This is a genomic window from Streptomyces sp. NPDC031379, assembly GCF_055569615.1.
The window spans coordinates 1-24,305 of the sequence record NZ_JBVIIT010000032.1 but is presented as its reverse complement, the minus strand read 5'-3'; the positions used below and the strand labels follow the sequence as shown (position 1 = coordinate 24,305).

Sequence of the window (24,305 nt, the reverse complement as noted above, 5' to 3'; positions counted from 1 at the left end):
GCGGAGCCGGCTCCGCGATCCTCCTTGGGTCGGGTTCACTTCTCTCACACTCCTGCCGCCGGGGTGGGCACGCGGCCGATGACCGATCCGTCAGGAGTACGCGAGGCCGGGTGGCGGGCGTCATGTCCGCCTTCGGAGTCCCAGACCGCCTCCCGGAGCGAGTCCGAGTCGGCCGCCGCCTCTGCCGCGGCCCGGAAACGTCCGGCCTCATGGATCAGGCCGGTCGCCGTGAGGCTCCGCGACGGGTCGGTGGCCGTGGCCATGAGCCGGGCCGCGGTGGCCGGCTCCGTCTCCGGTGGGATCACCAGCAGGTCCCAGCGGCCGACGGTGTAGGAGAGCAACAGCAGTTTGTGCGGGTCTTGCTCGGCATCGAACCAGCCGACGTGCACCACGTGCCCGCGAACTGGCACCTTTCGCGGGACGACCGGCCAGAACGTGGGGTTCACCGTTACCCGGGTGATCCGCCCCCACAGCGGGTCGAGGACCTCGATGAGCGCCGGAAGCTCCGCCTTCAGGTCGCGGGAGCGGGGCCACCATGCACCGTCGATCAGGGCCGGAGCGGTGTCGGCGGGTGCCAGCACGAGTCGGGGCGGCGACGAAGAAGGGGTCCGGTCCTCGACCGCGGGCGTCAACGGAATGGTCGCGATCATGATGCGGACCCAACCCCGGGCCGGTCACGGCCGGCCCGGTTGTCATGAATCGCCGAGAACGACCCGGCATGGAAACCGGTGTACGAGATGCTCTCGGTAATCACCAGGATACTCCTCGCCGACGCCCGGCGGACTGATGGGGAGCGACGGGCTGAACGGAACACGAGGAACACGTCCCACAGTCAAGGAGTGCTGGTCCAGGGCACGCGAGCCATCGCGGCAGCGGCGACACGACGTGCCCCGGCGCCCTCCGCCCGCTCCCGCCGGTAGGGACAGCCGCTTCACCGAATGCGGCGTCGTCTCCCCACCCGGCCGCGCCTCGCGCTGAAGACCGACGGCACGTCGCGCGGCCTCAGCCCGGCCGGCAACGCGCCGGGCACCGCAGCATGACCCGACTACGGCCCGCACCAGCACCGTGTACCGCGGTGATGGTGCGGGCGAGCGATCCGTTGCCACCAGGGCGGACTCGTGGCCGACGTCTGTCGCGCGCACCCCCCGGACATCGGCCGATGATGGGAGTACGGCCGAACACGCGGAGCTGATCATGACGGGTTGGCGGGTCAGGGACTACACCCAGGACGATCTCGAAGCGCTGATCCGTGTCGACATGGAGAGCGGCACGACCGAGGAGCCGCCGCTCTTCCCGCTCTCGGACGCCGTGACGGCCCTCCAGACCCGCCACCCGGCCGTGGTGGCCACGGCCGACGACGTGCTGATCGGCGCCGCGGTGAGCAGGGTGGAGGGCGAACGGGCATGGATCCTGCGCATCTGCATGGCGCCCGGCTGGCGGCAGCGCGGGTTGGGCAGTGCCCTGATCAACGCCCTTGAGCAACGGCTCTTCGCCGCCGGCGTCCGAGCGGTGCACGCCGTCCTGCCGGAGGGCGAGACCGGTGCCACCGCCCTGCGCAACTGCGACTTCGGCGCCCGCCCCGGGCTGGTCTTCTTCGAAAAGCGCGGGCCGGTGACCCCGCAGTCGGCCGGCACGCTGTCCTCGCTCGGAGCGGAGCTGCCGCCGGGGGGACTGTGGCAGAAGGTCGCGGGCATGCAACGGGAGAAGCAGCTCATCGAGCGGCGCCTGGTCCTGCCGCTGGCCCATCCCGAACTGGCCGCCCAGCACGGAGTGGAACTACCACGGGCGGTGATGCTGTTCGGCCCGCCCGGGACCGGCAAGAGCACGTTCGCGCACGCGATCGCCAGCCGCCTGGGATGGCCCTTCCTCGAACTGTTCCCCGCCCGTCTGGCCGCCGAGTACGGCCTGGCGACCGGGCTGAACCGGCGCTTCGACGAGATCGCCCGGCTCGACCACGTCCTCGTCTTCATCGACGAGGTCGAGGAGATCGCCGGCGAACGCGGCGGCGCGGACGCGACCGCTGTCGGCGTCGTCAACGAACTGCTCAAGGCGATCGTCCGGTTCCGAAGCCAGGACGGACGGCTGCTCGTCTGCGCCACGAACAACGTGACCACGCTCGACTCCGCGTTCCTGCGACACGGCCGCTTCGACTACGTGCTGCCGATCGGCCCTCCCGACCACACCGCCAGGACCGCGCTGTGGGAGAGCTACCTGGCCCGAGCGGGCGCGCGGGCCGACAGCGCGGCACTCGCGTCCGCCAGCGAGGGGTTCACCCCCGCCGACATCGCCCACGCGGCGCGCGCCGTCTCCCAGGCCCAGTTCGAGCGCACCTTCGACACCGGAAACCGGGCCGCCCCCACCACGGACGACTATCTGGACACGATCAGCGACACCAAGCCCACGGTCAGCGCCGCCATAGCCCGGGAATTCGCCCAGCAGACGGAGAAGTTCGCCCGCATCTAGCGTCCAGGCCGACGGGAGTGGATCCGCGACGGAGGTTTCAGGCCGGCGCAGGCGGCGTGCCGCTGCCCGTATCGATGAGGATCTGTTTGGCCTCGGTGACGTTGTCGGCCCGTACGGCCCTGGCCATCGCGGCGCGTGCCGCGTCGGGCGACGTGTCCGGAGGGACCAGCATCAGGGAGAAATGGTCCCGGTCGCCCCGGGTGATGAGGACGGTGTCGTCACCGACCGGGAAGGAATCGATGTGGACGACTCGGCCGTCGACCAACACCCGGGTCGGCAGTTCGCCCCAGGCACTGCCGTCCAGACCGACCCGGGTGACAGGTCCGAGGTGCTCGGTCAACGCGTAGATCAGCGAGGGCAGCTCGACTCCGATGTCCCGGGACCGCGGCCACCACGCGCCGTCCAGGATTCCCTCGCGTGCGTGTGTGGTCTCCAGCCTCAGCAGGGCCGTCCCGGGTTTCACCGACCGGTGGACGGCGTCCGGCAGAAGCCTGGGGAGGTCGGGGGTGTCTGAGTCGGCCATGGTGTCCGCCCGTCCGCAGAGAGCAGTGCGACCGCAGAGCGTGGTGCGGCAACGGCTCCGGCGTATACCCGCCGGAGCCGCCCTTCCGGGTCATTGCACGTGAGCGTGCGCCGACCCGCTTTCCACATTACGCCGACGGGATCAATCCGGCATTACCAATCCTTGCGAAGGTTTACTTCGGTCCGAGAACCCGACGCGGCGGCTCAGCCACGCCCTTCCTCTGCTGTCTCCATCTGCCGGATCCCCTGGTGCGTCAGTGTGATCATCGCGGGCGTGTTGCCCCTCCCCCAGTCCACGACGACCCAGCCTTCACCTGCCAGGTACATACAGGCAGCGGCCATGTCCTGCTCGGGGATACCGAGGTCGGTGCGGAGCTTCGCCCCCTCGACGCCCAAGAGGCGATTGCCTTCGGCGGCTTGGTACAGAGCCTGCATGATCCTCTCGCGGTACGCCTTCCGGTCTCGCAATATCGCCATGACACGCCTTTCCCTACTGCCCACGGTCGGGGCGAAGTCGATGTCATCCGCGGTCGCCGTCGCGGTGGGGCGCGTCGGAACCGTCGCGCCCACCGCCGACCGACGGTGCCTCCGGGGCCGACGCCCGATCCCCGGCAGAACATCGCTGTAGTGGAAGGCAGCGATCCGTTCGTCGTGCTGAGCGTTGAGCTGGTGGATCAGAACGACTCCGACAGCGATCAGAAGGAGCAGCACGGCCACGGCGATGACGGTCATGGTTCTCTCACCTCCGCCGTCCGGCGGGCAAAGGCCCTGTTCGGGCCGATGGGCCGGGGCAGGGACGACGGCCGGCCCGCTCCGCCGTCGGTCTCCCCCGCTTCTTCCCTGGTCCGGGCATCGATCCTGTCTGCTGCTTCCTTCCGGGCCGGGGCATCGACGCCGTCGCCCGCCATCAGCTGCGCGGCGGCATCCGCACCGGTTTCCGGCGGAATCACCAGCACGTCCCGGCGGCCATCGGTGGAGAAAAGGGTCAGTCTGTGCGGATCCTGCTCCTCGGTGGACCAGCCCACATGCACCGTGCGCCCGGCGACGGACACCCACTGCGGGATGACGGGCCAGTAGGCCGGGTGCACGGTGACACCTGTGATGCGGCCCCAGTGTCCGACCAGTGCGGCCGTCAGGGTGGGCAGCTCACGGGTGAGGGCGCGGGAGCGCGGCCACCACATGCCGTCCAGCCCGCCCGGCGCGGGCGTCAGGGACAGCCTGGCCAACGGCGGCGGCGCGCGCCTGCTCGATGTCGTACGGGCGATGGTCACGGGCATGGCGCGGACCTGTCCCCGGGCTCGTGGGTACGGCCCGGCGTTGTCGATCACCGGAAACGGCACCCGCAGCGGAGCCGGTACGCGAAGAACTCCCGGTGTCTTCACACTACTCCGCTCACCGGCCCGAGAAGCCGGGCGTGACCAGGTATTTTCCCGCCTTCGGAACCAGGTCGCCGGTGCCCGGCACCGGGCCGGTCAGAGCCAGTCCTTGCGCTTGAACGTCGCATACAGCAGTGCGGACAGGAACACGATGACGGCTGCCGAGGTGATGAATCCGGACTGACGGCCGAAACCGGGGTAGGGGAGATTCTGGCCGTAGTAGCCGGTGATCGCGGTGGGTACGGCGATGATCGCGGCCCAGCTCGTCACCTTCTTCATGATCAGGTTCATGCTGTTGGCCTGGACCGAGAGGTTGGTCTCCATGACCGAGGCCACCAGGTCCCGCAGTGATTCCGTCCATTCGGTAGCACGCAGCACGTGGTCGTAGACGTCCTGGTAATACGGGACGAGAGGGTCGGTGATCACGTGCAGGCCGGGGCGCATGAGGGTGTTGACCACCTCCCGCATCGGGAGCACGACGCGGCGCAACTGGACGAGCGATTTACGCAGCGCGAAAGCCCGGCGTTGCACGGCTTCGATCTCACGGCGCCCGGCCGCGAAGAGCAGACCCTCCAGCTCCTCGATGCCGTCGTCGAGCTGCTGGACCGCGGCGAAGTGACCGTCCACGAGATGGTCGAGCAGGCCGTGCAGCAGGAATCCGACGCCATGGCCGGTCAGGTCCGGGCTCTCGTCCCAGCGGGCGACGACGTCCTCGATGTCGAGACCGTCGTCCTTGCGGACGGTGATCATGGCCTGGCCGGTGAGGAATACGGCGATCTCGCTGTACGTCAGTTCCGCACCGTCCGGGCTGACGGTCACGGCATAGGCACTGAGGAACTCGTGGGTGCGATAGCGGTCGAGTTTCGGCCGCTGCCCACGCTGTGCGGCATCCTCCAGAGCCAGTTCGTGGATGCCGAACTCCTGGCCGAGCATGGTGAACTCGGCGGTCCCGGGTCGGTACAGGTCCAGCCACAGGACCGACGCCGGATCGGCGAGATGCGCGGCGACGTCACTGACGGGAAAGTCCTCCAGGGCGAGAGTGCCGTCGTGATACAGCCGGGTGCGCGTCACCATGACCCGAGGCTAGTCTCTCGCGCCTCGATCATCCCGCTTCGTCCCGATCGCCAGCGCGGCAGGCTCTGGAGATCACCGGCGGTCGGTGCACCCCGTGAACATGCCGCCTCCGCCCCCGCGCGGGACGGCGGTCCGCACACAGTCCGCAGGACACCCGCTCCCGATCGCCGCCGGGACTCCGTCATGTGCTCCTGTGCGAAGCTGAGGGGGTGACCGCCCTGGAGGACCTCAGACGGCTGCGCCGCGTGCGTGATCGCATGGACCGCGAGTACGCCGAGCCGCTCGACATGACGGAGCTGGCCCGTGACGCGCTGATGTCCCCCGGTCACTTCCAGCGCACTTTCCGCAAGGCCTTCGGTGAGACGCCGTACAACTACCTGATGACCCGCCGGATCGAGCGGGCCAAGGCACTGCTGCGCCGGGGCGATCTCACCGTGACCGAGGTGTGCCTCGCCGTCGGCTGTTCCTCGCTCGGCTCCTTCAGCTCCCGCTTCACCGAGCTGGTCGGCGAGACGCCGAGCGCCTACCGGGCCCGCGACCACGAGGCGAGCGCGGTGATCCCGTCCTGCGTGGCCCGTACGTTCACCCGCCCCCGCCGCCGGCCCTTCTGAGGTCCCGCGCGCCTCGGCCCGAAGAGGCCTAGCGTGACCCCATGGACGTGAAACTCAAGCAGTGCTTCATCGCGGTGGACGACCACGACAAGGCACTGGCCTTCTACCGTGATGTGCTCGGACTGGAGGTCCGCAACGACGTGGGCTTCGAGAACATGCGGTGGGTGACCCTGGGCTCGCCGCTGCAGCCGGACGTGGAGATCGTGCTGGAACCGCCCGGTGCGAACCCGGACGCCTCCCCCGCCGACCGGCAGGCGATGGCCGAACTGCTCGCCAAGGGCATGCTGCGCGGGGTCATCTTCACCACCGAGGACTGCGACGCGCTGTTCGAGCGGGTGCGGGAGTCCGGGGCGGACGTGCTGCAGGAGCCGACGGACCAGCCGTACGGAGTGCGCGACTGCGCCTTCCGGGACCCCGCCGGGAACCAGCTGCGCTTCCTCCAGCGGCCCGCGCGGTGAATTCACTCCGGGGCCAGGGGACTTCGCGCCTACACTCCCCCGCATGATCATTCGCTGGACGTGCGCCTTCGTCGACCGGCCCGCCGCCCGCCTGGATCAGGCGCGTGCCTTCTGGACGGCCGTCACCGGCACCCGGCTGTCCGAACCCCGGGGCGACCGGGGCGAGTTCCTGACGCTGCTGCCCGCCGAGGCCGAGGGGGCGGACGGGGCGGACGCGTGCGTGAAGCTCCAGGGTGTCGCCGAGGGAGACGGCGGCGCCCATGTCGATCTCTGCGCCGAGGACGTCCGGGAGTTGATCGGGGCCGCCCGCGAACTCGGCGCGGACCTTGTGGCGGACCATGACGACTGGGCCGTACTGCGCTCTCCCGCGGGCCAGTTGTTCTGCGCCGTGCCCTGGCACGGGGAGACGGTACGGCCGCCGGTGGTGGCGGGCAGCCGCCTGGACCAGGTGTGCCTCGACATCCCGCCGTCCGCGTACGACACCGAGACCGCCTTCTGGGCCGGGCTCACCGGCTGGGAGCGCCAGGCGGGCTCGCGGCCGGAGTTCACGGTGCTGAGGCCGCCGGCCGGCCTTCCCGTGCGGCTGCTGCTCCAGCGGCTCGACGCGGAGCGGCCGGCCTCCGCCCATCTCGACCTGGCCTGCGCGGACGTCGCCGCGGTCCGCGCGCGGCACGAGGAGCTGGGGGCCGCCCTCGTACGCCAGGGCGCCCACTGGACGGTGCTGCGGGATCCGGCCGGCGGCACGTACTGCCTGACCGGCCGGGACCCGTGGACGGGCGGGCTGCCGGGCGCCGGTCAGGGCAGCGCCGACACATAGACGCACGGGACCGGGGCGTCGGCTGCGCCCCGAGGGCCGGCCGAGGTCTCCGGCGAGCAGCCGCCGTCGTCCAGCGGCTGCCACCCGCCGCTCCCGTGCGGCGCGGGCGACGAGCCGTCCCCGCTCTCCCAGCCGTACGGGCCCTTCGGCGGGGTCTCCTCCTGGAGTTCGAGCGTGAGTGCTCCGCCGCCGGCCACGGCCACCGCCCACGCCGTCACCACCCACCGCCACCACCGGCGGCGCGTGCCCCCCGGCCGGCTCACCCCCAGGGCTCCACGTCCACCACGGCGTCGGCCGGCACCGGCCCGTACACGTGCGGGAACTCCTCCCCGCCCGGCCGCACGGCCTCGTACTTCACCGGGACCCCGACCCGGGCCGGGTCGACGACCAGCACGACCAGCTCGTCCGGGCCGTCGTAGTCGCCGTAGAGGAGGTCCGCGATGCGCGGGAGCTGCTCGCGGGTGGAGAAGTGGATGAAGCCCTCCTCCTGAAGGGTGCGGCCACGCGTCGACACCTCGTAGGCGCCGTGGTCGCGCGCCGCCTCCCACAAGGAGCGCTCGGTGACATGGAAGATGCGGGGCAGTTTCGGCATGCGCCCACGCTAAGGCGTCGGCCGGACGAGGCGCGTCCGCGGGCGGCGCTTTCTCGACACGGCCGGCCTCACCGCCCGGAGGGCTCCTCGGGCTGCCGCGGTCCGGCAGGGGCGGCGCTTTCGGCGGGCGGGACGGGCGGCGCGGCGGGGACGGCGGGGGCGGCGTGCGCGGAGCAGTCGGGGTTGCGGCACGGGCCGGGGCCCCAGACCGGCACCCAGGCGCCCAGCGTCTTGTGCCGCCCGACAATGGTTTCTACGGGCTGTCCGCAGACGGGACAGACGGATTCGTCCCTGGCCATGCCCCCAGGGTAGAGCGGCCGGGGACTCCGTGCTTCCCGGCGCCCGCCGGCACGCTCAGCGCTTCCTCGCGTACGTCCGCACGGTGACGCCGTTCGTGAAGGTGCGCACCCCGTCGAGGGTGAACTCCTTGATGTCGAGTCCCGCGGCGAACATCGGCATGCCCGTGCCGTAGACGATCGGGTAGGACTTGATGACGAGTTCGTCGATCTCGTCGAGCAGTTCTCCGGCGACGCGTGCACCGCCGCACAGGTAGATGCCCAGCCCGCCCTCCTCGGCCTTCAGCGCCCGGACCCGGCCGGCCAGGTCGTCGGCGATGATCTCGACGTTCGGGTCGGGGGACGCGCCCAGCGTGCGGGAGGCGACGTATTCACGCAGGTGGCCGAAGGGGCTGGTGACGCCGTCCTTGAGGGCCAGGTCGTAGCTGGCCCGGCCCTGGATGATCGTGTCGAACCGCTTGTTCTCCGCACCGTCGATGCCGAACTGTGCGCGGCCGGGGGTGGGCAGGGTCTCGGGGTACTCCGTCTTGAGGAAGTCGAGGTACTCCGCGTCCAGGAAGCGGAACATCGCCGAGGCGTCGCCGTGCTCGTCGCCGATGAAGCCGTCGAGCGAGCAGGCGATGAAGTACGTGAGCTTTCGCAAGCTGATCCCTAGGTGTAGAGGTGCGGAGCGGCCGGTTGACCACTCCGCCTGTAGTGCTTCATTTGTAGTGCTTCAACGGCGGTGAGCGCAAGGGGTTTTCGAGGCACACGGCAAAGGGCCCCGCGCACCGTGGGGATGCGCGGGGCCCTCCTGGCCGGAGTCCCCGGTGGCCGTGCGGGGTCAGGAGCCGCACGGGCCCGGGGACTCCGGGGTTCTTCCGGGCTGCCGGTACCGGCAGCGCTCAACCACTGCGCCGGGTCACGAACTCCGCGAGCGCGAGCAGGCTGCCCGCCGCCTCGGGCTCGGGGACCGCGCGGGCCAGCTCCTGCACGGCGCGGGCCATCCGGTCGGCGGCCTCGGCCTGCACCCAGTCCCGGCCACCGGCCCGCTCCACGCACTGTGCCGTGCGGGCGATCTCCCCGGCCGCCTCCGACTCCTCCCTGACGTACGGCTTCCGGTACAGCGCGGCGAGTTCGGCGGCCGCCGGGGTGCCGGAGGTGAGCGCCGCCACCACCGGCAGGGACTTCTTGCGGGCGGCGAGATCCGCGCCGACCGGCTTGCCGGTGTGCCGGGAGTCCCCCCATATGCCGATGACGTCATCGATCAGCTGGAAGGCGAGCCCCGCCTGCCGGCCGAAGCCGTCCAGCGCGTCCGCCACCTCCTGACCGGCGCCCGCGTACAGCGCGCCGAGGGCGCAGGCGCAGCCCAGCAGCGCGCCGGTCTTGGCCTCGGCCATGACGAGTACTTCGTCGAGGGTGACCTCGTCCGGGTCGCGGCGCTCCAGATGGGTGTCGGTGTGCTGGCCGGCGCACAGCTCCACGACACACGCCGCGAGCCGGGACGCGGCCGGGACGGAGGCCGGGTGCGGGTCCTCGGCGAGCAGCCGGAGGGCGAGCGCCTGCATGGCGTCCCCGGCGAGGATCGCGTCGGCGTCGCCGAACACGGTCCAGGCCGTGGGCCGGTGCCGCCGGGAGGTGTCCCGGTCCATCACGTCGTCGTGCAACAGCGTGAAGTTGTGGACGAGTTCGACCGCCGCTGCGGCCCGGACGGCCGCCGCCCGGGCCGCGGAGCCGCCGAGCGCGGCGGCCGCGGCGAGGACGAGCGCGGGCCGTATCGCCTTGCCGGCGTTGCCCGCCGCCGGGGTGCCGTCCGCGTGCTGCCAGCCGAAGTGGTAGAGCCCGATCCGGCGCATCGAGCCGGGCAGCGACTCGACGGCCGCACGCAGCTCCGGGTCGACCAGGGCACGGGTGCGCTCCAGCAGCACCACCGCCTCGTGCCCGGCGAGCGGACCGGCGGCCCCGTCGCCGGCCGTCCCCCGCCGCGCTCCCGTCGTGCCGGGGCGCGGTACGCCGGGGGCGCGCTGTTCTGTCTCCGTCATGGACTCGGCCATGCCTCCCCCTCGCCAGGTCCGCGGGGGCCGGCGCCACCGGCCCGGCCGGACGCGTACCCCGAGGGTGTACCCACCGCGGCGGGCGGGGACACTGCCGCGACGTGCGGAAACGTCACCTCCACCGGCCGATCTCGACGTTCTCCAGCACACCGAGCGCGTCGGGCACCAGGACGGCGGCCGAGTAGTACGCCGTCACCAGGTACTTGATGATGGCCTGCTCGTTGATGCCCATGAACCGGACGGACAGGCTCGGCTCGATCTCGTCCGGGATGCCGGACTGCCTGAGGCCGACGACACCCTGCTCCGACTCGCCGGTACGCATGGCGATGATGGAGGTCGTACGGGCCTCACTGATCGGGATCTTGTTGCACGGGTAGATCGGCACACCGCGCCAGGTGGGGATGCGGTTGCCGGAGATGTCGACCGTCTCCGGGACCAGACCCCGCTTGTTCAGCTCGCGCCCGATCGCGGCGATGGCGCGCGGGTGGGCCAGGAGCAGCTTGGTGCCCCGGCGGCGGCTGAGCAGCTCGTCCAGGTCGTCCGGGCCGGGCGCGCCGTCGTGGGGCTGGATCCGCTGGTCGTACTCGCAGTTGTTGAGGAGACCGAACTCCCGGTTGTTGACCAGCTCGTGCTCCTGGCGCTCCTTGAGCGCCTCGACCGTGAGCCGCAGCTGCTGCTCGGTCTGGTTCATCGGCTGGTTGTAGAGGTCGGCCACGCGCGAGTGGATGCGCAGCACGGTCTGGGCGATGCTCAGCTCGTACTCGCGGGGCCGGGACTCGTAGTCCACGAAGGTGTGCGGGATGTCGGGCTCGCCGGAGTGGCCGGCCGCCAGCTCGACCTCCTTCTCGCCGTACTTGTTGGTCCGCTGCGCGGGGATCGCGCGCACCTGCTCGAGGTGCTCCCGCAGCGAGTCGGAGCGCTCCGCCACCTGCTCGAAGTCCTGGCGGCTGAGGATCAGCACCGTGGTGGCGGTGTCCGCCCGGACGGTGTACTCCCAGATGGCGTCCGGGTCGAGCAGCGACTGGTCGCCGAAGTAGGCGCCGTCGGCGAGGACTCCGAGGACGGCGTCGTCGCCGTACGGACCCGTGCCGACCTTCTCCACCCTTCCGTGGGCGAGCAGGTACACCTCGTTGGTCTGGTTGCCGAAGTCCGCGATCACTTCGCCGGGCGCGAAGTCGCGCTGGCGGCAGCGCCGGGCCAGCTCCGCCAGCACCTCCTCGTCCTCGTACGACCGCAGGGCCGGCAGCTCGCAGAGTTCGGCCGGGATGACCTCCACCTGGTCCCCGGTCTTCACGAAGGTGATGCGGCCGTCGCCGACGGCGTAGGTCAGGCGCCGGTTCACCCGGTACGTGCCGCCCTGGACGTCCACCCAGGGGAGCGTGCGCAGCAGCCAGCGGGAGCTGATCTCCTGCATCTGCGGGACGGACTTGGTGGTGGTGGCCAGGTTCCGCGCGGCCGCCGTCCCGAGGGACTGCTGCGGCTTGCCCTGATCCGTGCGGACCTCTTCGCCTACCGACATAAGGAAATGCCCTCTCATGTATGCCCGGTGCCGAATCGCACACCGGTCTCACAGCACAGGCTTTCATCACGGAACGTGCACGCACCATTACCCGAAAGAGCGGGAATGGATCATCGCACTACTGGGCAGAAAGAGGGACCTTGCCCTCGATGCCCGACCTGTCCGGATCGGCTCGCACAGTGTGCGAACGAGGTGGTCCGGCAGATCCGGTTTCGGTACAAGCAGCGGTACGAGAGGGCCGCGACCGGCGGCCGTCGGGCACGGCACGAAGGAGTCGGCCATGGCCCCACCCATGTCCGCGAGCGAATTCCTCGACGCGCTCCAGACGGAGGGCGTCACGATCGTCGAGGTCGGCGACTGGCGGCACCACAACCGCAACCACAAGGGCCCCTGGGGCCCCGTCCACGGCGTGATGATCCACCACACGGTGACCCGCGGCAGCGCGCGCACGGTGGAGATCTGCCGGGACGGCCACCCGTCACTGCCCGGGCCGCTCTGCCACGGCGTGATCACCAAGGACGGCACGGTCCACCTGGTCGGCTACGGCCGCGCCAACCACGCCGGCCTCGGCGACGACGAGGTCCTGCGCGCGGTCATCGCCGAGAAGAGGCTGCCGCCGGACAACGAGGCGAACACCGACGGCAACCGGCACTTCTACGGCTTCGAGTGCGAGAACCTGGGCGACGGCGAGGACCCCTGGCCCGAGGCACAGCTGGAGGCGATCGAGCGGGCGGCGGCCGCGGTGTGCCGGCGGCACGGCTGGACGGAACGGTCGGTCATCGGTCACCGGGAGTGGCAGCCGGGGAAGGTGGACCCGCGGGGGTTCACGATGGCGTCGATGCGGGAGCGGATCGCCGAGCGCCTGAAGGGGTAGTGCCACGGGGGATGCGGGCCGCCGCCGGGCGCGGGCCTGCGGCGTTCACGGCGCGGCCGGCCGCGCCGTCCCCCGCTCACCCGGGGGCGCCTCCGGGCGACAATGGCGGGGTGACCAGCACCGCCCCGCTTCACCCCCGCATCCCCTCGCCCCTCCAGGAGGTGCGTGACGACCGCTTCGAGCGGCGCGGTCTGCGCCTGCTCCTCAAACGGGACGACCTGATCCACCCGGAACTGATCGGCAACAAGTGGCGCAAGCTGGTGCCGAACCTCGAGGCGGCCGGGGGCCGGGCGCTGCTCACCTTCGGCGGGGCGTACTCCAACCACCTGCGGGCCTCCGCCGCCGCCGGCCGCCTCCTCGGCTTCCCCACGGTCGGCGTGGTCCGCGGCGAGGAACTGGCCGACCGCCCCCTCAACGCCTCCCTGACCCGGTGCGTGGCCGACGGCATGCGGTTGCACTTCGTGGACCGGGCGACGTACCGGCGCAAGACCGAGCCTCGGACGCTGGCCGGCATCCTGCGGGCGGCCGACGCCGGGGACGCGTACGTCGTGCCGGAGGGCGGCAGCAACACGGCGGCCGTACGAGGCTGCCGTGCCCTCGGCGAGGAGCTGCGGGACCGGGCCGACGTGGTGGCGGTCGCCTGCGGCACGGGAGGCACGCTGGCCGGGCTGGCGGCGGGCCTGGGGGCCGGGCAGCGGGCGCTGGGGGTGCCCGTACTCAAGGGGGGTTTCCTGGAGGCCGGGATACGGGGGCTGCAGGAGGACGCCTTCGGCGGCCGGCGGGGTGAGTGGTCGCTCGATGAGCGGTTCCACTTCGGCGGGTACGCGCGCACGTCCCCCGAACTCGAGGCTTTCGCCGCGGACTTCGGGGAACGGCACGGGCTGGTGGTGGAACGGCTGTATGTCGCCAAGTTGCTCTATGCGCTCGTCAGCCTTGTGGGGGAAGGGGCCTTCGCCGACGGGACGACGGTGGCGGCCGTGATGACCGCTTGAGCGACACTTCGGCTCTTCCTGGCCGCCTCACGCCGCCTCCCGGAACGCCGCCGCCTCCTCCAGGTCCAGCCGGCGCAGCAGCGCCCGCAGCATCTCGTCGTCGATGTAGCGCAGGTCGCGGAGCTTGACGAAGACCTCGCGTTCGGCGCTGATCATCTCGCGGGACAGCCGGCGGTAGGTGTCGTCCACGGACTCGCCGGTGACCGGGTTGGTCTGGCCGAGGCGCTCCCAGACGGAGTTGCGGCGGCGCTCCAGGACCTGGCGCAGCCGGTCGGCGAGCGGTGGGGGCAGGGCGTTGCGCTCGTCGGCGAGGAGGTCGTCCAGGCGGGTTTCGGCGGCCCGGGAGGCCTGTGCCTGCGCGTTGGCCTCGGCGAGCGTCTCGGCCTGCCGGTCACGGCCGGGGAACTTCAGCAGGCGGATCAGCGGCGTGAGCGTCAGGCCCTGCACGACCAGCGTGCCGATGACGGTGGCGAAGGTCAGGAAGAGGATCAGGTTCCGCTGCGGGAAGGGGCTGCCGTCGTCCAGCGTGAGCGGGATGGAGAAGGCGATGGCCAGCGACACCACACCCCGCATCGCGGCCCACGAGGTCACGATCGGTGCCCGCCAGGTGGGATTGTCCTCGCGCTCCCGGACGCGGCGGGACAGCAGGCGCGGGAGGAAGGTCGCCGGATACACCCAGACGAACCGGGACACGACGACCACGGCGAAGACCGCGAACGCGTACCAGAGGGCGTCGATGCCCTGGTACTCCCGGATGCCCCGCAGCACCACCGGCAGTTGCAGGCCGATCAGCGCGAAGACCGCCGACTCCAGCAGGAAGGCCACCATGCGCCACACCGCCTCCTCCTGGAGCCGGGTGGCGAAGTCGACCTCCCACGCGCGGTGCCCGAGGTAGACCGCGACCACCACGACCGCGAGGACGCCGGAGCCGTGGAACTGCTCGGCCACGGCATAGGCGAAGAACGGGATCAGCAAGGAGAGGGTGTTCTGCAGCAGCGCCTCCTTGAGATGCGTGCGCAGCCAGTGGATCGGCACCATGAGCACCAGTCCGACGACGACACCGCCGATCGCGGCCCGCAGGAACTCGCCGATCCCGCCGGCCCAGGTGGCGCCCTCCCCGACGGCGGCGGCGAGGGCCACCTTGTAGGCGGTGATCGCGGTGGCGTCGTTGAGCAGGGACTCGCCCTGGAGGATGGTGGTGATCCGGGACGGCAGCCCCACCCGGCGCGCGATCGCGGCGGCGGCGACCGCGTCCGTCGGCGCCACCACCGCGCCGAGCACCAGAGCCGCGGGCAGCGGCAGCCCCGGGACGACGAGATAGGCGACCCAGCCGACGACGAAGGTCGCGAAGAGCACGTACCCGATCGACAGCAGCCCCACGGGCCGCTTCTGCGCCCGCAGGTCGAGGTACGAACTCTCGGTGCCCTCCTTGTACAGCAGCGGGGGCAGCACCAGGGGCAGCACGATCTCGGGGTCCAGCTCGTAGTGGGGGACTCCGGGAAGGTACGAGACCGCCAGGCCGACGGCCACCAGCAACAGGGGCGCGGGCACCGGCGTGCGCCGCGCGGCTCCCGCCACCGCCGCACTTCCCGCCACCAGCAACAGCAGCGGCATCACGTCCATGGTCTCGCCCCACCCTCTTTCCGCGCGGTCACCCGCACACCCGTCGTAATCTGGCAATCATGAAACAGTGCACGCACGCCGACGCGCTGCCGCACCCGGAACCGGAGGCGTTGAACGAGACGTGCCCGGAGTGTCTGCGCGACGGCACGCATCCGGTGCAGCTGCGGCTCTGTCTGACCTGTGGCCACGTCGGCTGCTGCGACTCCTCGCCGGGGCGGCACGCGACGGAGCACCATGAGACGTCCGGTCATCCGGTGATGCGGACCTTCGAGCCGGGCGAGGACTGGCGGTGGTGCTTCGTCGACCACGTCCTCGTCTGAGCGCCCTCGCGTCCCGCGTTCGAGCACGTCGGCGCCCCGCGTTCCCGCCCGGCCGGGTTTTCGTGTGACACTGCTTGCGACCGCGGCCGCACGACGGTTCGAGCGTCTGACGTCTGGGTACGTCAACCCGGCGCGCGCTCTTCCCATTTGGGCCCGCAGACCCTCTAGACACGGAGCGTATCCACAGCTTTACTGTGAGTGACGCCAAGGGGTCGGGGTCCCAGGGACAGGAACGTTCGGAGCGCGATAGCGTCACCGCGGAACCACGTACGCGTTAGCCCGAGGGGCGACCCTCGGCCCCGTAGAGCTTGTACCACCATGGAGGTGAGGGTGTCCCAGATCGCAGGCGAGCCCGCGGCGAACCAGGACTTCGTGGAAGTCCGGCTTCCGGCTGCGGGTGCCTACCTGTCGGTGCTGCGGACGGCCACGGCCGGTCTGGCGGCCCGCTTGGACTTCACCCTGGACGAGATCGAGGACCTGCGCATCGCCGTGGACGAGGCCTGCGCGATCCTGCTCCAGCAGGCCGTGCCCGGCTCCGTGCTCAGCTGCGTCTTCCGGCTCGTCGACGACTCGCTGGAAGTCACGGTCTCGGCGCCGACCACGGACGGCCACGCCCCCTCGCGGGACACCTTCGCCTGGACCGTGCTTTCGGCCCTGGCGGGCAAGGTCTCGTCCGCCGTCGACGAGGACAAGACCGTGTCGATCAGCCTCTACAAACAGCGCGGCGCGGGCCCCGGGCCGGCGTGAGGAACGGGGACGGTCCGGTGCGGGACGAAGAGCGCGGCACACGCGAGCTGCCGACCGGGGACGGGGGAGCCCCCTGGACGGCCGGAGCCGAGACGTCCGGGGAGGGCCCCGTGGACGGTTCCCGGCGCATGGCGGACGGCATCGACGGCATCCCCGAGCAGGCCAGACCGCACCCGGAGGACGACTCCGCGCAAGGCGGCGGCGACGGTGCCGTGCAGGGTGCCCCTTCGCAGGGACACGGCGGGGTCACACCCGCCGGCCGCGCGAAGGCGGGGGCTCGGGGAAGGGCTACGGGCGGGACGATGAGCGAGCACGAACGGTACGCCGAGGACGACGCGCCGGGCACGGAGGCCGCGCAGGTCACGGCGCACGACCCGCACGACCGCAGCGGGGCGCGGGCGCGGTTCGTCGAGCTGCGCAAGCTGAACGCGGGCAGCGCGGAGTACGCGGAGCTGCGCAATCAGCTGGTCCGTATGCACCTGCCGCTCGTGGAGCACCTGGCGCGCCGGTTCCGCAACCGCGGCGAGCCGCTGGACGACCTCACCCAGGTCGCCACGATCGGCCTGATCAAGTCCGTCGACCGGTTCGACCCGGAGCGCGGCGTGGAGTTCTCCACGTACGCCACCCCGACCGTCGTCGGCGAGATCAAGCGGCACTTCCGGGACAAGGGCTGGGCGGTCCGCGTGCCGCGCCGGCTGCAGGAGCTGCGGCTGGCGCTGACCACGGCGACGGCCGAGCTGTCCCAGCTGCACGGCCGCTCCCCCACGGTCCACGAGCTGGCCGAGAAGCTGGCCATCTCCGAGGAGGAGGTCCTGGAGGGCCTGGAGTCCGCGAACGCGTACTCCACCCTGTCCCTGGACGTCCCCGACACCGACGACGAGTCCCCGGCGGTCGCCGACACCCTCGGCGCGGAGGACGAGGCGCTGGAGGGTGTGGAGTACCGCGAGTCCCTCAAGCCGCTGCTGGAGGACCTGCCGCCGCGCGAGAAGCGGATCCTGCTGCTGCGCTTCTTCGGGAACATGACCCAGTCGCAGATCGCGCAGGAGGTCGGCATCTCCCAGATGCACGTCTCCCGGCTGCTGGCCCGCACGCTGGCCCAGCTGCGGGAGAAGCTGCTGGTGGAGGAGTAGAACGCCTGCCTACTCGGCGCGGCCCGGTCCCTTGATGCCGAGGGCCCGGGTCGTCTCGCCGTTGACCAGGAGCACCAGCGCCGCCACGGCGACCGCCGCCAGGGCGATTCCGGCCGGGATGGCCATGCTGTCGGCCTGAAGCATGTTGTAGGCCACCGGAAGGGCCATGACCTGTGTGATCACCGCGGGACCACGGCTCCAGCCGCGGCGGAGCAGCAGCCCGCGCGCGGCGAGCAGCGGCAGCAGTGCGAGCACGACCAGCGTGACTCCCAGGGTCACGGCCTGCTGCCGGTCGTCCGGGTCGCCGGTGAGCCCGAGGACGAGCACCCACAGGCCGCCGGCCACCAGGGCGATCCCCTCGAGGGCGGCCAGCACGGCCGCGTACGTCAGCCGCCGCGGGCGCGGCTCGTCGGTGACGGCTTCGGCGGTGTCCGGGGCGTGCTTCTGCTCACTGCTCACCCCAGCAGGGTAGCCCGCCCTCCGCGGCGCCCTCCCGTGCCCCGCGCCCCGCGAGTGTCCAGGCTCACGCGCGTCTCTCTTACCCGATCCCTACCCTCGGTCTGGGCCGGGTACCACCCAGTAGGTACGCTGCCATGCATGCGTGCACTTCTCGTGGTCAATCCGGCGGCAACCACCACAAGCGCACGCAGGCGTGATGTCCTGATCCACGCGCTGGCGAGCGAGATGAAGCTGGAGGCGGTCACCACCGAGTACCGCGGCCACGCGCGCGACCTCGGCCGGCAGGCGGCGGAGAGCGACGACATCGACATGGTGGTGGCCCTCGGCGGCGACGGCACCGTCAACGAGGTGGTCAACGGCCTCCTGCACGACGGCCCCGCCCCGGAGCGGCTGCCCGGCCTGGCCGTCGTCCCCGGCGGCTCCACGAACGTCTTCGCCCGGGCCCTGGGTCTGCCCAACGACCCCGTCGAGGCCACCGGCGCCCTGCTGGACGCCCTGCGCGAGGGCCGGGAGCGGGTCGTCGGCCTCGGGCTGACCTCCGGCACCCCCGGCACCGAGGACGAGGCGGTCCCGGACCGCTGGTTCACCTTCAATGCCGGCCTCGGCTTCGACGGGGGGGTGGTCGGCCGGGTGGAGCAGCAGCGCGAGCGCGGCAAGAAGTCGACGCACGCCTTGTATGTACGTCAGGTGATCCGGCAGTTCCTCGGCGAGCCGAACCGCCGGCACGGCACGATCACCCTCGAGCGGTCCGGCGAGGACCCGGTCGAGGATCTGGTCGTCGCCATAGTCTCGAACACGTCCCCGTGGACGTATCTCGGCAATCGCCCCATGTACACGTCGCCTAAGGCCTCGTTCGATACCGGCATCGACGTACTCGGTCTCAGCCGTCTGTCGACGGCCGCGGTTGCCCGGTATGGCACCCAGTTGCTCACTTCGTCCCCCGAGCGGGGACCTCATGGCAAGCACGCCGTCTCGCTGCACGATCTGGACCGGTTCACCTTGCATTCGAAGGTGCCTCTGCCCCTGCAGATGGACGGTGACCACCTGGGGCTGCGTACGAGCGTGACGTTCACAGGCGTACGCCGTGCACTGCGTGTGATTGTGTGAGCGGAACGGGCGAAAGTCCTTTCACTCGAACGTTTAGGCCAGGATCCACCCCATGGAAGTACGGCTGTGACCTAGTCGACACCGAGGAATCAAAAAAAACTTTCCGGAAGGGGTTGTATCCGCCGCTGAGGTTTGCGAGTCTCTACGTGGCGATCGGGACGGCCCGCAACACCAGCCTCCACTGATCACCGGAACCCCTCTTCAAACCACAGGACCACGCCGGGGAAGACTCGGCGGTCGGCCCTTCACTTGTTGAGGGATTCGTGAAAGCGTTCACATTCACAAGCAACTTGCACGTAATACCAAGGAGAGGTAGCAGCCATGGACTGGCGTCACAACGCCGTTTGCCGCGAGGAAGACCCCGAGCTCTTCTTCCCCATCGGCAACACCGGTCCTGCGCTGCTGCAGATCGAGGAAGCCAAGGCCGTCTGCCGTCGCTGCCCGGTGATCGAGCAGTGTCTGCAGTGGGCGCTCGAGTCCGGTCAGGACTCCGGCGTCTGGGGTGGTCTCAGCGAGGACGAGCGTCGCGCGATGAAGCGCCGTGCCGCCCGCAACCGGGCTCGTCAGGCCTCCGCCTGACACTCCCACCCCTGCTGACAGCCTGAGCTTGGCGGCGCGTACAGCGAGTACGCATCTCCCGCCCCCGAGCCGCAGCGCGCAGTACCCCCGATGCGCATAGCTTCGAGCTTAAGCCCCGGATCACCACGTGGTCCGGGGCTCAATGCTGTCCGGGCTCCATACGGTCCGGGCTCCGGGGTGTGCGGGGCGCGCCCCCGCATCTCCCCCGACTACTTCTGCGCCCGCACCGGAATGTCCAGGATGACCCGCGTGCCCCGTTCCGGAGCCGGGACCATGTCGAAGGTGCCACCCAACTCGCCCTCCACCAGCGTCCGTACGATCTGCAGGCCGAGGTTGCCCGAGCGGTGCGGGTCGAAGCCCTCGGGCAGGCCGACGCCGTCGTCCTGGACGGTGACCAGGAGGCGAGCCTCCTTCGTCGTGCCGCCGCGGACGGCGGAGACCTCGACCGTGCCGGTGTCGCCCTGACGGAAGCCGTGTTCCAGGGCGTTCTGCAGGACCTCGGTGAGAACCATCGAGAGCGGGGTGGCGACCTCGGCGTCGAGTATCCCGAACCGTCCGCTGCGCCTGCCGGTCACCTTGCCCGGCGAGATCTCGGCGACCATCGCCAGCACCCGGTCGGCGATGTCGTCGAACTCCACCCGCTCATCCAGGTTCTGAGACAGCGTCTCATGCACGATGGCGATGGAGCCGACGCGCCGTACGGCCTCCTCCAGGGCCTCCCGGCCGCGCTCGGAGTCGATGCGCCGGGCCTGGAGGCGGAGCAGGGCGGCGACCGTCTGGAGGTTGTTCTTCACCCGGTGGTGGATCTCCCGGATGGTCGCGTCCTTGGTTATCAACTCGCGTTCACGGCGCCGGAGTTCGGTGACGTCCCGGCACAGCACCAGGGAACCGATGCGGGTGCCCTTGGGCTTGAGCGGGATGGCCCGGAACTGGATCACCCCGTCGTTGGCCTCGATCTCGAACTCGCGCGGCGCCCAGCCGCTGGCCACCTTGGCGAGCGCCTCGTCCACCGGGCCCCGGGTCGGTGCGAGTTCGGCGGTGGTCTGCCCCAGGTGCTGGCCGACCAGGTCGGCGGCGAGGCCGAGGCGGTGGAAGGCGGACAGGGCGTTCGGTGAGGCGTACTGGACCATGCCGTCCGCGTCCAGCCGGATCAGGCCGTCGCCGACGCGAGGTGAGGCGTCCATGTCGACCTGCTGGTCGGGGAACGGGAAGGAACCGGCCGCGATCATCTGCGCCAGGTCCGAGGCGCTCTGGAGGTACGTCAGCTCCAGTCGGCTCGGGGTGCGGACGGTGAGCAGGTTGGTGTTGCGGGCGATCACACCGAGGACGCGGCCCTCACGCCGTACGGGGATGGACTCGACCCGCACGGGGACCTCTTCGCGCCACTCCGGGTCGCCCTCGCGCACGATCCGGCCCTCGTCCAGCGCCGCGTCCAGCATGGGCCGGCGGCCGCGCGGGACGAGGTGGCCGACCATGTCGTCCTGGTAGGAGGTCGGGCCGGTGTTGGGGCGCATCTGGGCGACCGAGACGTACCGGGTGCCGTCGCGGGTGGGGACCCACAGGACCAGGTCGGCGAAGGAGAGGTCGGAGAGCAGCTGCCACTCCGAGACCAGCAGGTGGAGCCACTCGAGGTCGGAGTCGTCGAGGGCCGTGTGCTGGCGTACGAGTTCGTTCATGGAGGGCACGTGTGCGAGCGTACCGGGGCCTTGCGGGTGGCCGGAAAACACCCGCGGGCCGCGGCGCCTGGAAGGGACCCTCAACCCTCCCGGCACCGCAGCCCGGAGCATCATCGGCCGCGGGGTGTGCGGTCCCGGTCGGCCGAAGGTCGAGGAGCCGGGGCAGTCAGGGCAGATCAGCACCGGTTCCTCGATCCGCCTTCCTGTGCGGGGAAGACGGAGGCTTGTTCACTTGGATTGTGGACTAGACCACGAAGGCGTGTCCATGGTGCGACAGCACGCACCGAGGAATGGCACGCGATGCCACGCAGCCTAGCCCGCCCCGGTCAGTCGTGGGGCCAGATGGCCATGGCAATTTCCGCGACTGCTTCCAGTTCCTCCCGGCTCGCGCCGTCCCGCGCCTGCTGGGACATTCCCTGGAAGACGGCGCCCGCGTGCCGGGCGAGCGCCGCGGCGTCGGTGCCGGGGGGCAGCTCACCGGTGGCGATGTCCGCGGCGATGCGGCTCTCGATGGCGGCGATGTTGGTGTTGCGCTGCTCGCGGAGCGCGGCCTCCACCTCGGGGGTCGTGCAGTTGGTGGCCGCGTGGATCACCAGGCACCCGTAGGGATGGTCGGGGTCGGTGAACTCGGCGGCGGCCTCGCGCAGCAGCCGGCCGACGGCGGCGCGGGCGGTCGGCTCCTGCTCGAGGGCGCGCGCGGCGAAGGCGCCGTGGCTGCCGCCGTAGACGCGGACGACCTCGTCGAAGAGGGAGCGCTTGTCGCCGAAGGCCGCGTACAGGCTCGGGGCGCCGATGCCCATGATCCGGGTGAGGTCGGAGACCGAGGTCGCCTCGTAGCCGTGCTCCCAGAAGGCGCGGACGGCCTTCTCCAGGGCCGTCTCGCGGTCGAAGGAGCGGGGGCGGCCACGGGTCCTGGACGGCTTGGCCGCGGGCTCGGCCGTCGACCTGACCTGCGATGTCGTGTCCTCGGTTCGCACCATGGAGGGCATTTTATAGCGGGCCCTAGAAAAAGCGCCCCGGCGTGGGGTACGGTCTTTTTGTATCGACCGCTAGACAATTGCGAAGGGGTACCGGCATGGGCACGCTCAGCGGCAGGACGGCGCTGGTCACGGGGGCCAGCAGGGGGATCGGGCGGGGCATCGCCGAGCGGCTGGGGCGCGACGGGGCACGGGTCGCGGTGCACTACGCGACCAACGAGGCGGCCGCCAAGGAGACGGTCGCGGCGATCGAGGCGGCCGGCGGCTCGGCCTTCGCCCTCGGGGTGGAGCTGGGCGTGCCCGGGGACGCCCAGCGGCTGTGGGAGGAGTTCGACCGGCACGCGGACGGGCTGGACATCCTGGTGAACAACGCGGGGATCGGCACGAGCCGCGCCTTCGAGGAGCTGGACGAGCAGGAGTACGACCGGTTGTTCGCGGTGAACGCGAAGGCGCCGTTCTTCATCACCCAGCTCGGGGCGCGGCGGCTGCGGGACGGCGGGCGGGTGGTCAACATATCGTCCGGGCTCGCCCGGACCGCGTTGATGCCCCAGCTCATGGCCTACGCGATGACGAAGGGGGCACTGGACGTCCTCACCCGTGACCTGTCCAAGGTGCTGGGCTCCCGCGGGATCACGGTGAACTCCGTCGCCCCCGGCATCGTGGACACCGACGTCAACGCCGACTGGCTGCGCGCGAGCGACGAGGCATGGCAGGGCGCGGCCGGGTACTCGGCGCTGGGCCGGGTGGGCACTCCGGCCGATGTCGCCGACGCGGTGGCCTTCCTCGTCTCGGCCGACGGGCGATGGGTGACCGGGCACTGGCTGGACGCGACGGGGGGCTCGCTCGCCTAGGAAGGGCAGGCCGGGAAGGGCGGGCCGGGAAGGGGCTTCAGGGGTGCGCCGGCGGGGCCGGATTCTGTTAGATTGGTCTAAACCACATAGCGTTTTCTCCCCGACCTCCCCCAGATCCCGGCCCTCTTCAGAACGGCAGGCCCAGCGTGGAAGTTGTCATCGTTCCGGATGCCGCGGCGGGCGGCGAGCTGATCGCGGAGGCCATGGCCCAGCTGCTCCGGCGCAAGCCCGACGCCCTGCTCGGCGTGGCCACCGGCTCCACCCCGCTGCCCGTCTACCAGGCGCTGACCGCCAAGGTGCGCGCCGGTGCCGTGGACGCCGCGCGGGCGCGGATCGCACAGCTCGACGAATACGTGGGGCTGCCGGCCGACCACCCCGAGTCCTACCGCTCGGTGCTGCGCCGGGAGGTGCTCGAGCCGCTCGGCATAGGCATGGACGCGTTCATGGGACCGGACGGCACGGCCGAGGACGTGCCGGCGGCGTGCGAGGCGTACGACCGCGCGCTCGCGGAGGCCGGCGGGGTCGACCTGCAGCTGCTCGGCATCGGGACCGACGGGCACATCGGGTTCAACGAGCCGTGTTCCTCGCTCGCCTCGCGCACCCGGATCAAGACCCTGACGGAGCAGACGCGGATCGACAACGCCCGTTTCTTCGACGGCGACATCGAGCAGGTCCCCCACCACGTCATCACCCAGGGCATCGGCACGATCCTGGAGGCCCGGCACCTGGTGCTGCTGGCCACCGGCGAGGGCAAGGCGGACGCGGTCGCCGCGACCGTCGAGGGCCCGGTCGCGGCGGTCTGCCCGGCCTCCGCGCTCCAGCTCCACCCGCATGCCACGGTGGTCGCCGACGAGGCGGCGGCGTCCAAGCTCAAGCTGGCGGACTACTTCCGCCACACGTACGCCGACAAGCCGGACTGGCAGGGGATCTAGCCTCCGGGGCACCGGCGCCCGGCACCGGCGGTGGGCGGGCGGTGGGGGGGGGGGGGGGGGGGGGGGGGGGACCCCCCCCCCCCCCCCCCCCCCCCCCCCCCCCCCCCCCCCCCCCCGCCCACCCCACCCCCCCCCCCCCCCCCCCCGCCCCCGCCCCCCCCCCCCCCCCCCCCCCCCCCCCCCCGGGCCAGAAGTGCTCGCCCTCGGGGTCCGTGATCAGCAGCGGAGTGGTGATCCGGTCGATAACCGGCGTGACGTCGTACCGGGAGACCTCGGT

Annotated in this window: 28 protein-coding genes; 13 read left to right on the top strand and 15 right to left on the bottom strand. The window is 71.3% G+C overall.

What is annotated here, in order from left to right; genetic code table 11:
- Positions 1-44: 44 nt before the first annotated feature.
- Entirely contained in the window at positions 45-650 is a 606-nt protein-coding gene (locus tag ACZ5CW_RS35590) for a DUF5994 family protein (protein ID WP_468608910.1), read from the bottom strand.
- A 544-nt stretch (positions 651-1,194) separates the two neighbouring features.
- On the opposite strand from ACZ5CW_RS35590, the gene ACZ5CW_RS35585 reads away from it, so the two are divergent.
- Positions 1,195-2,463, top strand: coding sequence for an ATP-binding protein (locus ACZ5CW_RS35585; protein ID WP_468608908.1), 1,269 nt, complete (start codon positions 1,195-1,197; stop codon positions 2,461-2,463).
- 37 nt (positions 2,464-2,500) lie between these two features.
- Here ACZ5CW_RS35585 and ACZ5CW_RS35580 read toward each other — a convergent pair whose 3' ends face one another.
- The 4 genes from ACZ5CW_RS35580 to ACZ5CW_RS35565 all read right to left on the bottom strand — a co-directional run bounded on the left by ACZ5CW_RS35580 (position 2,501) and on the right by ACZ5CW_RS35565 (position 5,435).
- The gene (locus ACZ5CW_RS35580; protein ID WP_468608906.1) at positions 2,501-2,986 is read right to left on the bottom strand and encodes a DUF5994 family protein; all 486 of its coding nucleotides are present in this window, start codon (positions 2,984-2,986) and stop codon (positions 2,501-2,503) included.
- A gap of 203 nt (positions 2,987-3,189) precedes the next feature.
- Entirely contained in the window at positions 3,190-3,717 is a 528-nt protein-coding gene (locus tag ACZ5CW_RS35575; protein WP_468608904.1) for a hypothetical protein, read from the bottom strand.
- The gene (locus tag ACZ5CW_RS35570; RefSeq protein ID WP_468608902.1) at positions 3,714-4,262 is read right to left on the bottom strand and encodes a DUF5994 family protein; all 549 of its coding nucleotides are present in this window, start codon (positions 4,260-4,262) and stop codon (positions 3,714-3,716) included. The genes ACZ5CW_RS35575 and ACZ5CW_RS35570 overlap by 4 nt, the downstream gene beginning before the upstream one ends.
- A gap of 195 nt (positions 4,263-4,457) precedes the next feature.
- A complete protein-coding gene (locus tag ACZ5CW_RS35565; RefSeq protein ID WP_468608900.1) occupies positions 4,458-5,435 on the bottom strand; it encodes a magnesium transporter CorA family protein in 978 nt (325 codons plus the stop codon).
- 257 nt (positions 5,436-5,692) lie between these two features.
- Between ACZ5CW_RS35565 and ACZ5CW_RS35560 the strand changes: the two genes are divergently transcribed.
- The 3 genes from ACZ5CW_RS35560 to ACZ5CW_RS35550 are packed head-to-tail and all read left to right on the top strand — an operon-like array spanning position 5,693 to position 7,321.
- Positions 5,693-6,046, top strand: coding sequence for a helix-turn-helix transcriptional regulator (locus ACZ5CW_RS35560; RefSeq protein WP_468609049.1), 354 nt, complete (start codon positions 5,693-5,695; stop codon positions 6,044-6,046).
- 41 nt (positions 6,047-6,087) lie between these two features.
- Entirely contained in the window at positions 6,088-6,504 is a 417-nt protein-coding gene (locus ACZ5CW_RS35555) for a VOC family protein (protein ID WP_468608898.1), read from the top strand.
- 43 nt (positions 6,505-6,547) lie between these two features.
- On the top strand, positions 6,548-7,321 hold the full coding sequence (locus tag ACZ5CW_RS35550) for a VOC family protein (RefSeq protein WP_468608896.1): 774 nt from the start codon (positions 6,548-6,550) through the stop codon (positions 7,319-7,321).
- On the opposite strand, the gene ACZ5CW_RS35545 is transcribed toward ACZ5CW_RS35550, so the two are convergent.
- From ACZ5CW_RS35545 to ACZ5CW_RS35520, 6 genes are all read right to left on the bottom strand, one after another.
- Complete coding sequence (locus tag ACZ5CW_RS35545; protein ID WP_468608894.1) at positions 7,300-7,584, bottom strand: hypothetical protein; 285 nt, start codon at positions 7,582-7,584, stop codon at positions 7,300-7,302. The two genes, ACZ5CW_RS35550 and ACZ5CW_RS35545, sit on opposite strands and share 22 nt — an antisense overlap.
- Positions 7,581-7,913: a DUF952 domain-containing protein gene (locus ACZ5CW_RS35540; RefSeq protein WP_468608892.1), complete on the bottom strand. Its 333-nt coding sequence runs from the start codon at positions 7,911-7,913 to the stop codon at positions 7,581-7,583. Before ACZ5CW_RS35540 ends, ACZ5CW_RS35545 begins: the two co-directional genes overlap by 4 nt.
- A gap of 68 nt (positions 7,914-7,981) precedes the next feature.
- On the bottom strand, positions 7,982-8,212 hold the full coding sequence (locus tag ACZ5CW_RS35535; RefSeq protein ID WP_468608890.1) for a hypothetical protein: 231 nt from the start codon (positions 8,210-8,212) through the stop codon (positions 7,982-7,984).
- Positions 8,213-8,267: 55 nt separating this feature from the next.
- Positions 8,268-8,852 carry a dihydrofolate reductase family protein gene (locus tag ACZ5CW_RS35530; protein WP_468608888.1) on the bottom strand — a complete coding sequence of 195 codons (585 nt, stop codon included), beginning with the start codon at positions 8,850-8,852 and terminating at the stop codon, positions 8,268-8,270.
- A 241-nt stretch (positions 8,853-9,093) separates the two neighbouring features.
- On the bottom strand, positions 9,094-10,242 hold the full coding sequence (locus ACZ5CW_RS35525; protein ID WP_468608886.1) for a family 2 encapsulin nanocompartment cargo protein polyprenyl transferase: 1,149 nt from the start codon (positions 10,240-10,242) through the stop codon (positions 9,094-9,096).
- Between the two features lie 112 nt (positions 10,243-10,354).
- Positions 10,355-11,761 (bottom strand): family 2B encapsulin nanocompartment shell protein, encoded by a 1,407-nt coding sequence (locus ACZ5CW_RS35520; RefSeq protein WP_468608883.1) that lies wholly within the window; start codon positions 11,759-11,761, stop codon positions 10,355-10,357.
- 280 nt (positions 11,762-12,041) lie between these two features.
- Here ACZ5CW_RS35520 and ACZ5CW_RS35515 point away from each other — a divergent pair, with 280 nt between their 5' ends.
- Together ACZ5CW_RS35515 and ACZ5CW_RS35510 are read left to right on the top strand one after the other, a co-directional pair.
- Positions 12,042-12,635 carry an N-acetylmuramoyl-L-alanine amidase gene (locus ACZ5CW_RS35515; RefSeq protein WP_468608881.1) on the top strand — a complete coding sequence of 198 codons (594 nt, stop codon included), beginning with the start codon at positions 12,042-12,044 and terminating at the stop codon, positions 12,633-12,635.
- Positions 12,636-12,745: 110 nt separating this feature from the next.
- Complete coding sequence (locus ACZ5CW_RS35510; RefSeq protein WP_468608879.1) at positions 12,746-13,627, top strand: 1-aminocyclopropane-1-carboxylate deaminase/D-cysteine desulfhydrase; 882 nt, start codon at positions 12,746-12,748, stop codon at positions 13,625-13,627.
- A gap of 27 nt (positions 13,628-13,654) precedes the next feature.
- Here ACZ5CW_RS35510 and ACZ5CW_RS35505 read toward each other — a convergent pair whose 3' ends face one another.
- The gene (locus ACZ5CW_RS35505) at positions 13,655-15,250 is read right to left on the bottom strand and encodes a Na+/H+ antiporter (RefSeq protein WP_468608877.1); all 1,596 of its coding nucleotides are present in this window, start codon (positions 15,248-15,250) and stop codon (positions 13,655-13,657) included.
- Between the two features lie 59 nt (positions 15,251-15,309).
- Between ACZ5CW_RS35505 and ACZ5CW_RS35500 the strand changes: the two genes are divergently transcribed.
- The 3 genes from ACZ5CW_RS35500 to ACZ5CW_RS35490 all read left to right on the top strand — a co-directional run bounded on the left by ACZ5CW_RS35500 (position 15,310) and on the right by ACZ5CW_RS35490 (position 17,447).
- A complete protein-coding gene (locus ACZ5CW_RS35500; protein ID WP_468608875.1) occupies positions 15,310-15,570 on the top strand; it encodes a UBP-type zinc finger domain-containing protein in 261 nt (86 codons plus the stop codon).
- Positions 15,571-15,900: 330 nt separating this feature from the next.
- A complete protein-coding gene (locus ACZ5CW_RS35495) occupies positions 15,901-16,317 on the top strand; it encodes an ATP-binding protein (protein WP_009190566.1) in 417 nt (138 codons plus the stop codon).
- Positions 16,318-16,334: 17 nt separating this feature from the next.
- A complete protein-coding gene (locus ACZ5CW_RS35490; RefSeq protein WP_468608873.1) occupies positions 16,335-17,447 on the top strand; it encodes an RNA polymerase sigma factor SigF in 1,113 nt (370 codons plus the stop codon).
- Positions 17,448-17,456: 9 nt separating this feature from the next.
- On the opposite strand, the gene ACZ5CW_RS35485 is transcribed toward ACZ5CW_RS35490, so the two are convergent.
- Positions 17,457-17,906, bottom strand: coding sequence for a hypothetical protein (locus ACZ5CW_RS35485; protein ID WP_468608871.1), 450 nt, complete (start codon positions 17,904-17,906; stop codon positions 17,457-17,459).
- A 138-nt stretch (positions 17,907-18,044) separates the two neighbouring features.
- Here ACZ5CW_RS35485 and ACZ5CW_RS35480 point away from each other — a divergent pair, with 138 nt between their 5' ends.
- Together ACZ5CW_RS35480 and ACZ5CW_RS35475 are read left to right on the top strand one after the other, a co-directional pair.
- Complete coding sequence (locus ACZ5CW_RS35480) at positions 18,045-19,013, top strand: diacylglycerol/lipid kinase family protein (RefSeq protein ID WP_468608869.1); 969 nt, start codon at positions 18,045-18,047, stop codon at positions 19,011-19,013.
- Between the two features lie 321 nt (positions 19,014-19,334).
- Complete coding sequence (locus ACZ5CW_RS35475) at positions 19,335-19,592, top strand: WhiB family transcriptional regulator (protein WP_003992873.1); 258 nt, start codon at positions 19,335-19,337, stop codon at positions 19,590-19,592.
- 209 nt (positions 19,593-19,801) lie between these two features.
- On the opposite strand, the gene ACZ5CW_RS35470 is transcribed toward ACZ5CW_RS35475, so the two are convergent.
- Positions 19,802-21,268, bottom strand: a complete 1,467-nt coding sequence (locus tag ACZ5CW_RS35470; protein WP_468609047.1) for a sensor histidine kinase — start codon at positions 21,266-21,268, stop codon at positions 19,802-19,804.
- A 326-nt stretch (positions 21,269-21,594) separates the two neighbouring features.
- Positions 21,595-22,248 carry a TetR/AcrR family transcriptional regulator gene (locus tag ACZ5CW_RS35465; protein WP_468608867.1) on the bottom strand — a complete coding sequence of 218 codons (654 nt, stop codon included), beginning with the start codon at positions 22,246-22,248 and terminating at the stop codon, positions 21,595-21,597.
- Positions 22,249-22,343: 95 nt separating this feature from the next.
- Here ACZ5CW_RS35465 and ACZ5CW_RS35460 point away from each other — a divergent pair, with 95 nt between their 5' ends.
- A complete protein-coding gene (locus tag ACZ5CW_RS35460) occupies positions 22,344-23,096 on the top strand; it encodes an SDR family oxidoreductase (RefSeq protein ID WP_468608865.1) in 753 nt (250 codons plus the stop codon).
- A gap of 146 nt (positions 23,097-23,242) precedes the next feature.
- A complete protein-coding gene (nagB, locus tag ACZ5CW_RS35455; protein WP_468608863.1) occupies positions 23,243-24,028 on the top strand; it encodes a glucosamine-6-phosphate deaminase in 786 nt (261 codons plus the stop codon).
- Positions 24,029-24,305 lie beyond the last annotated feature (277 nt).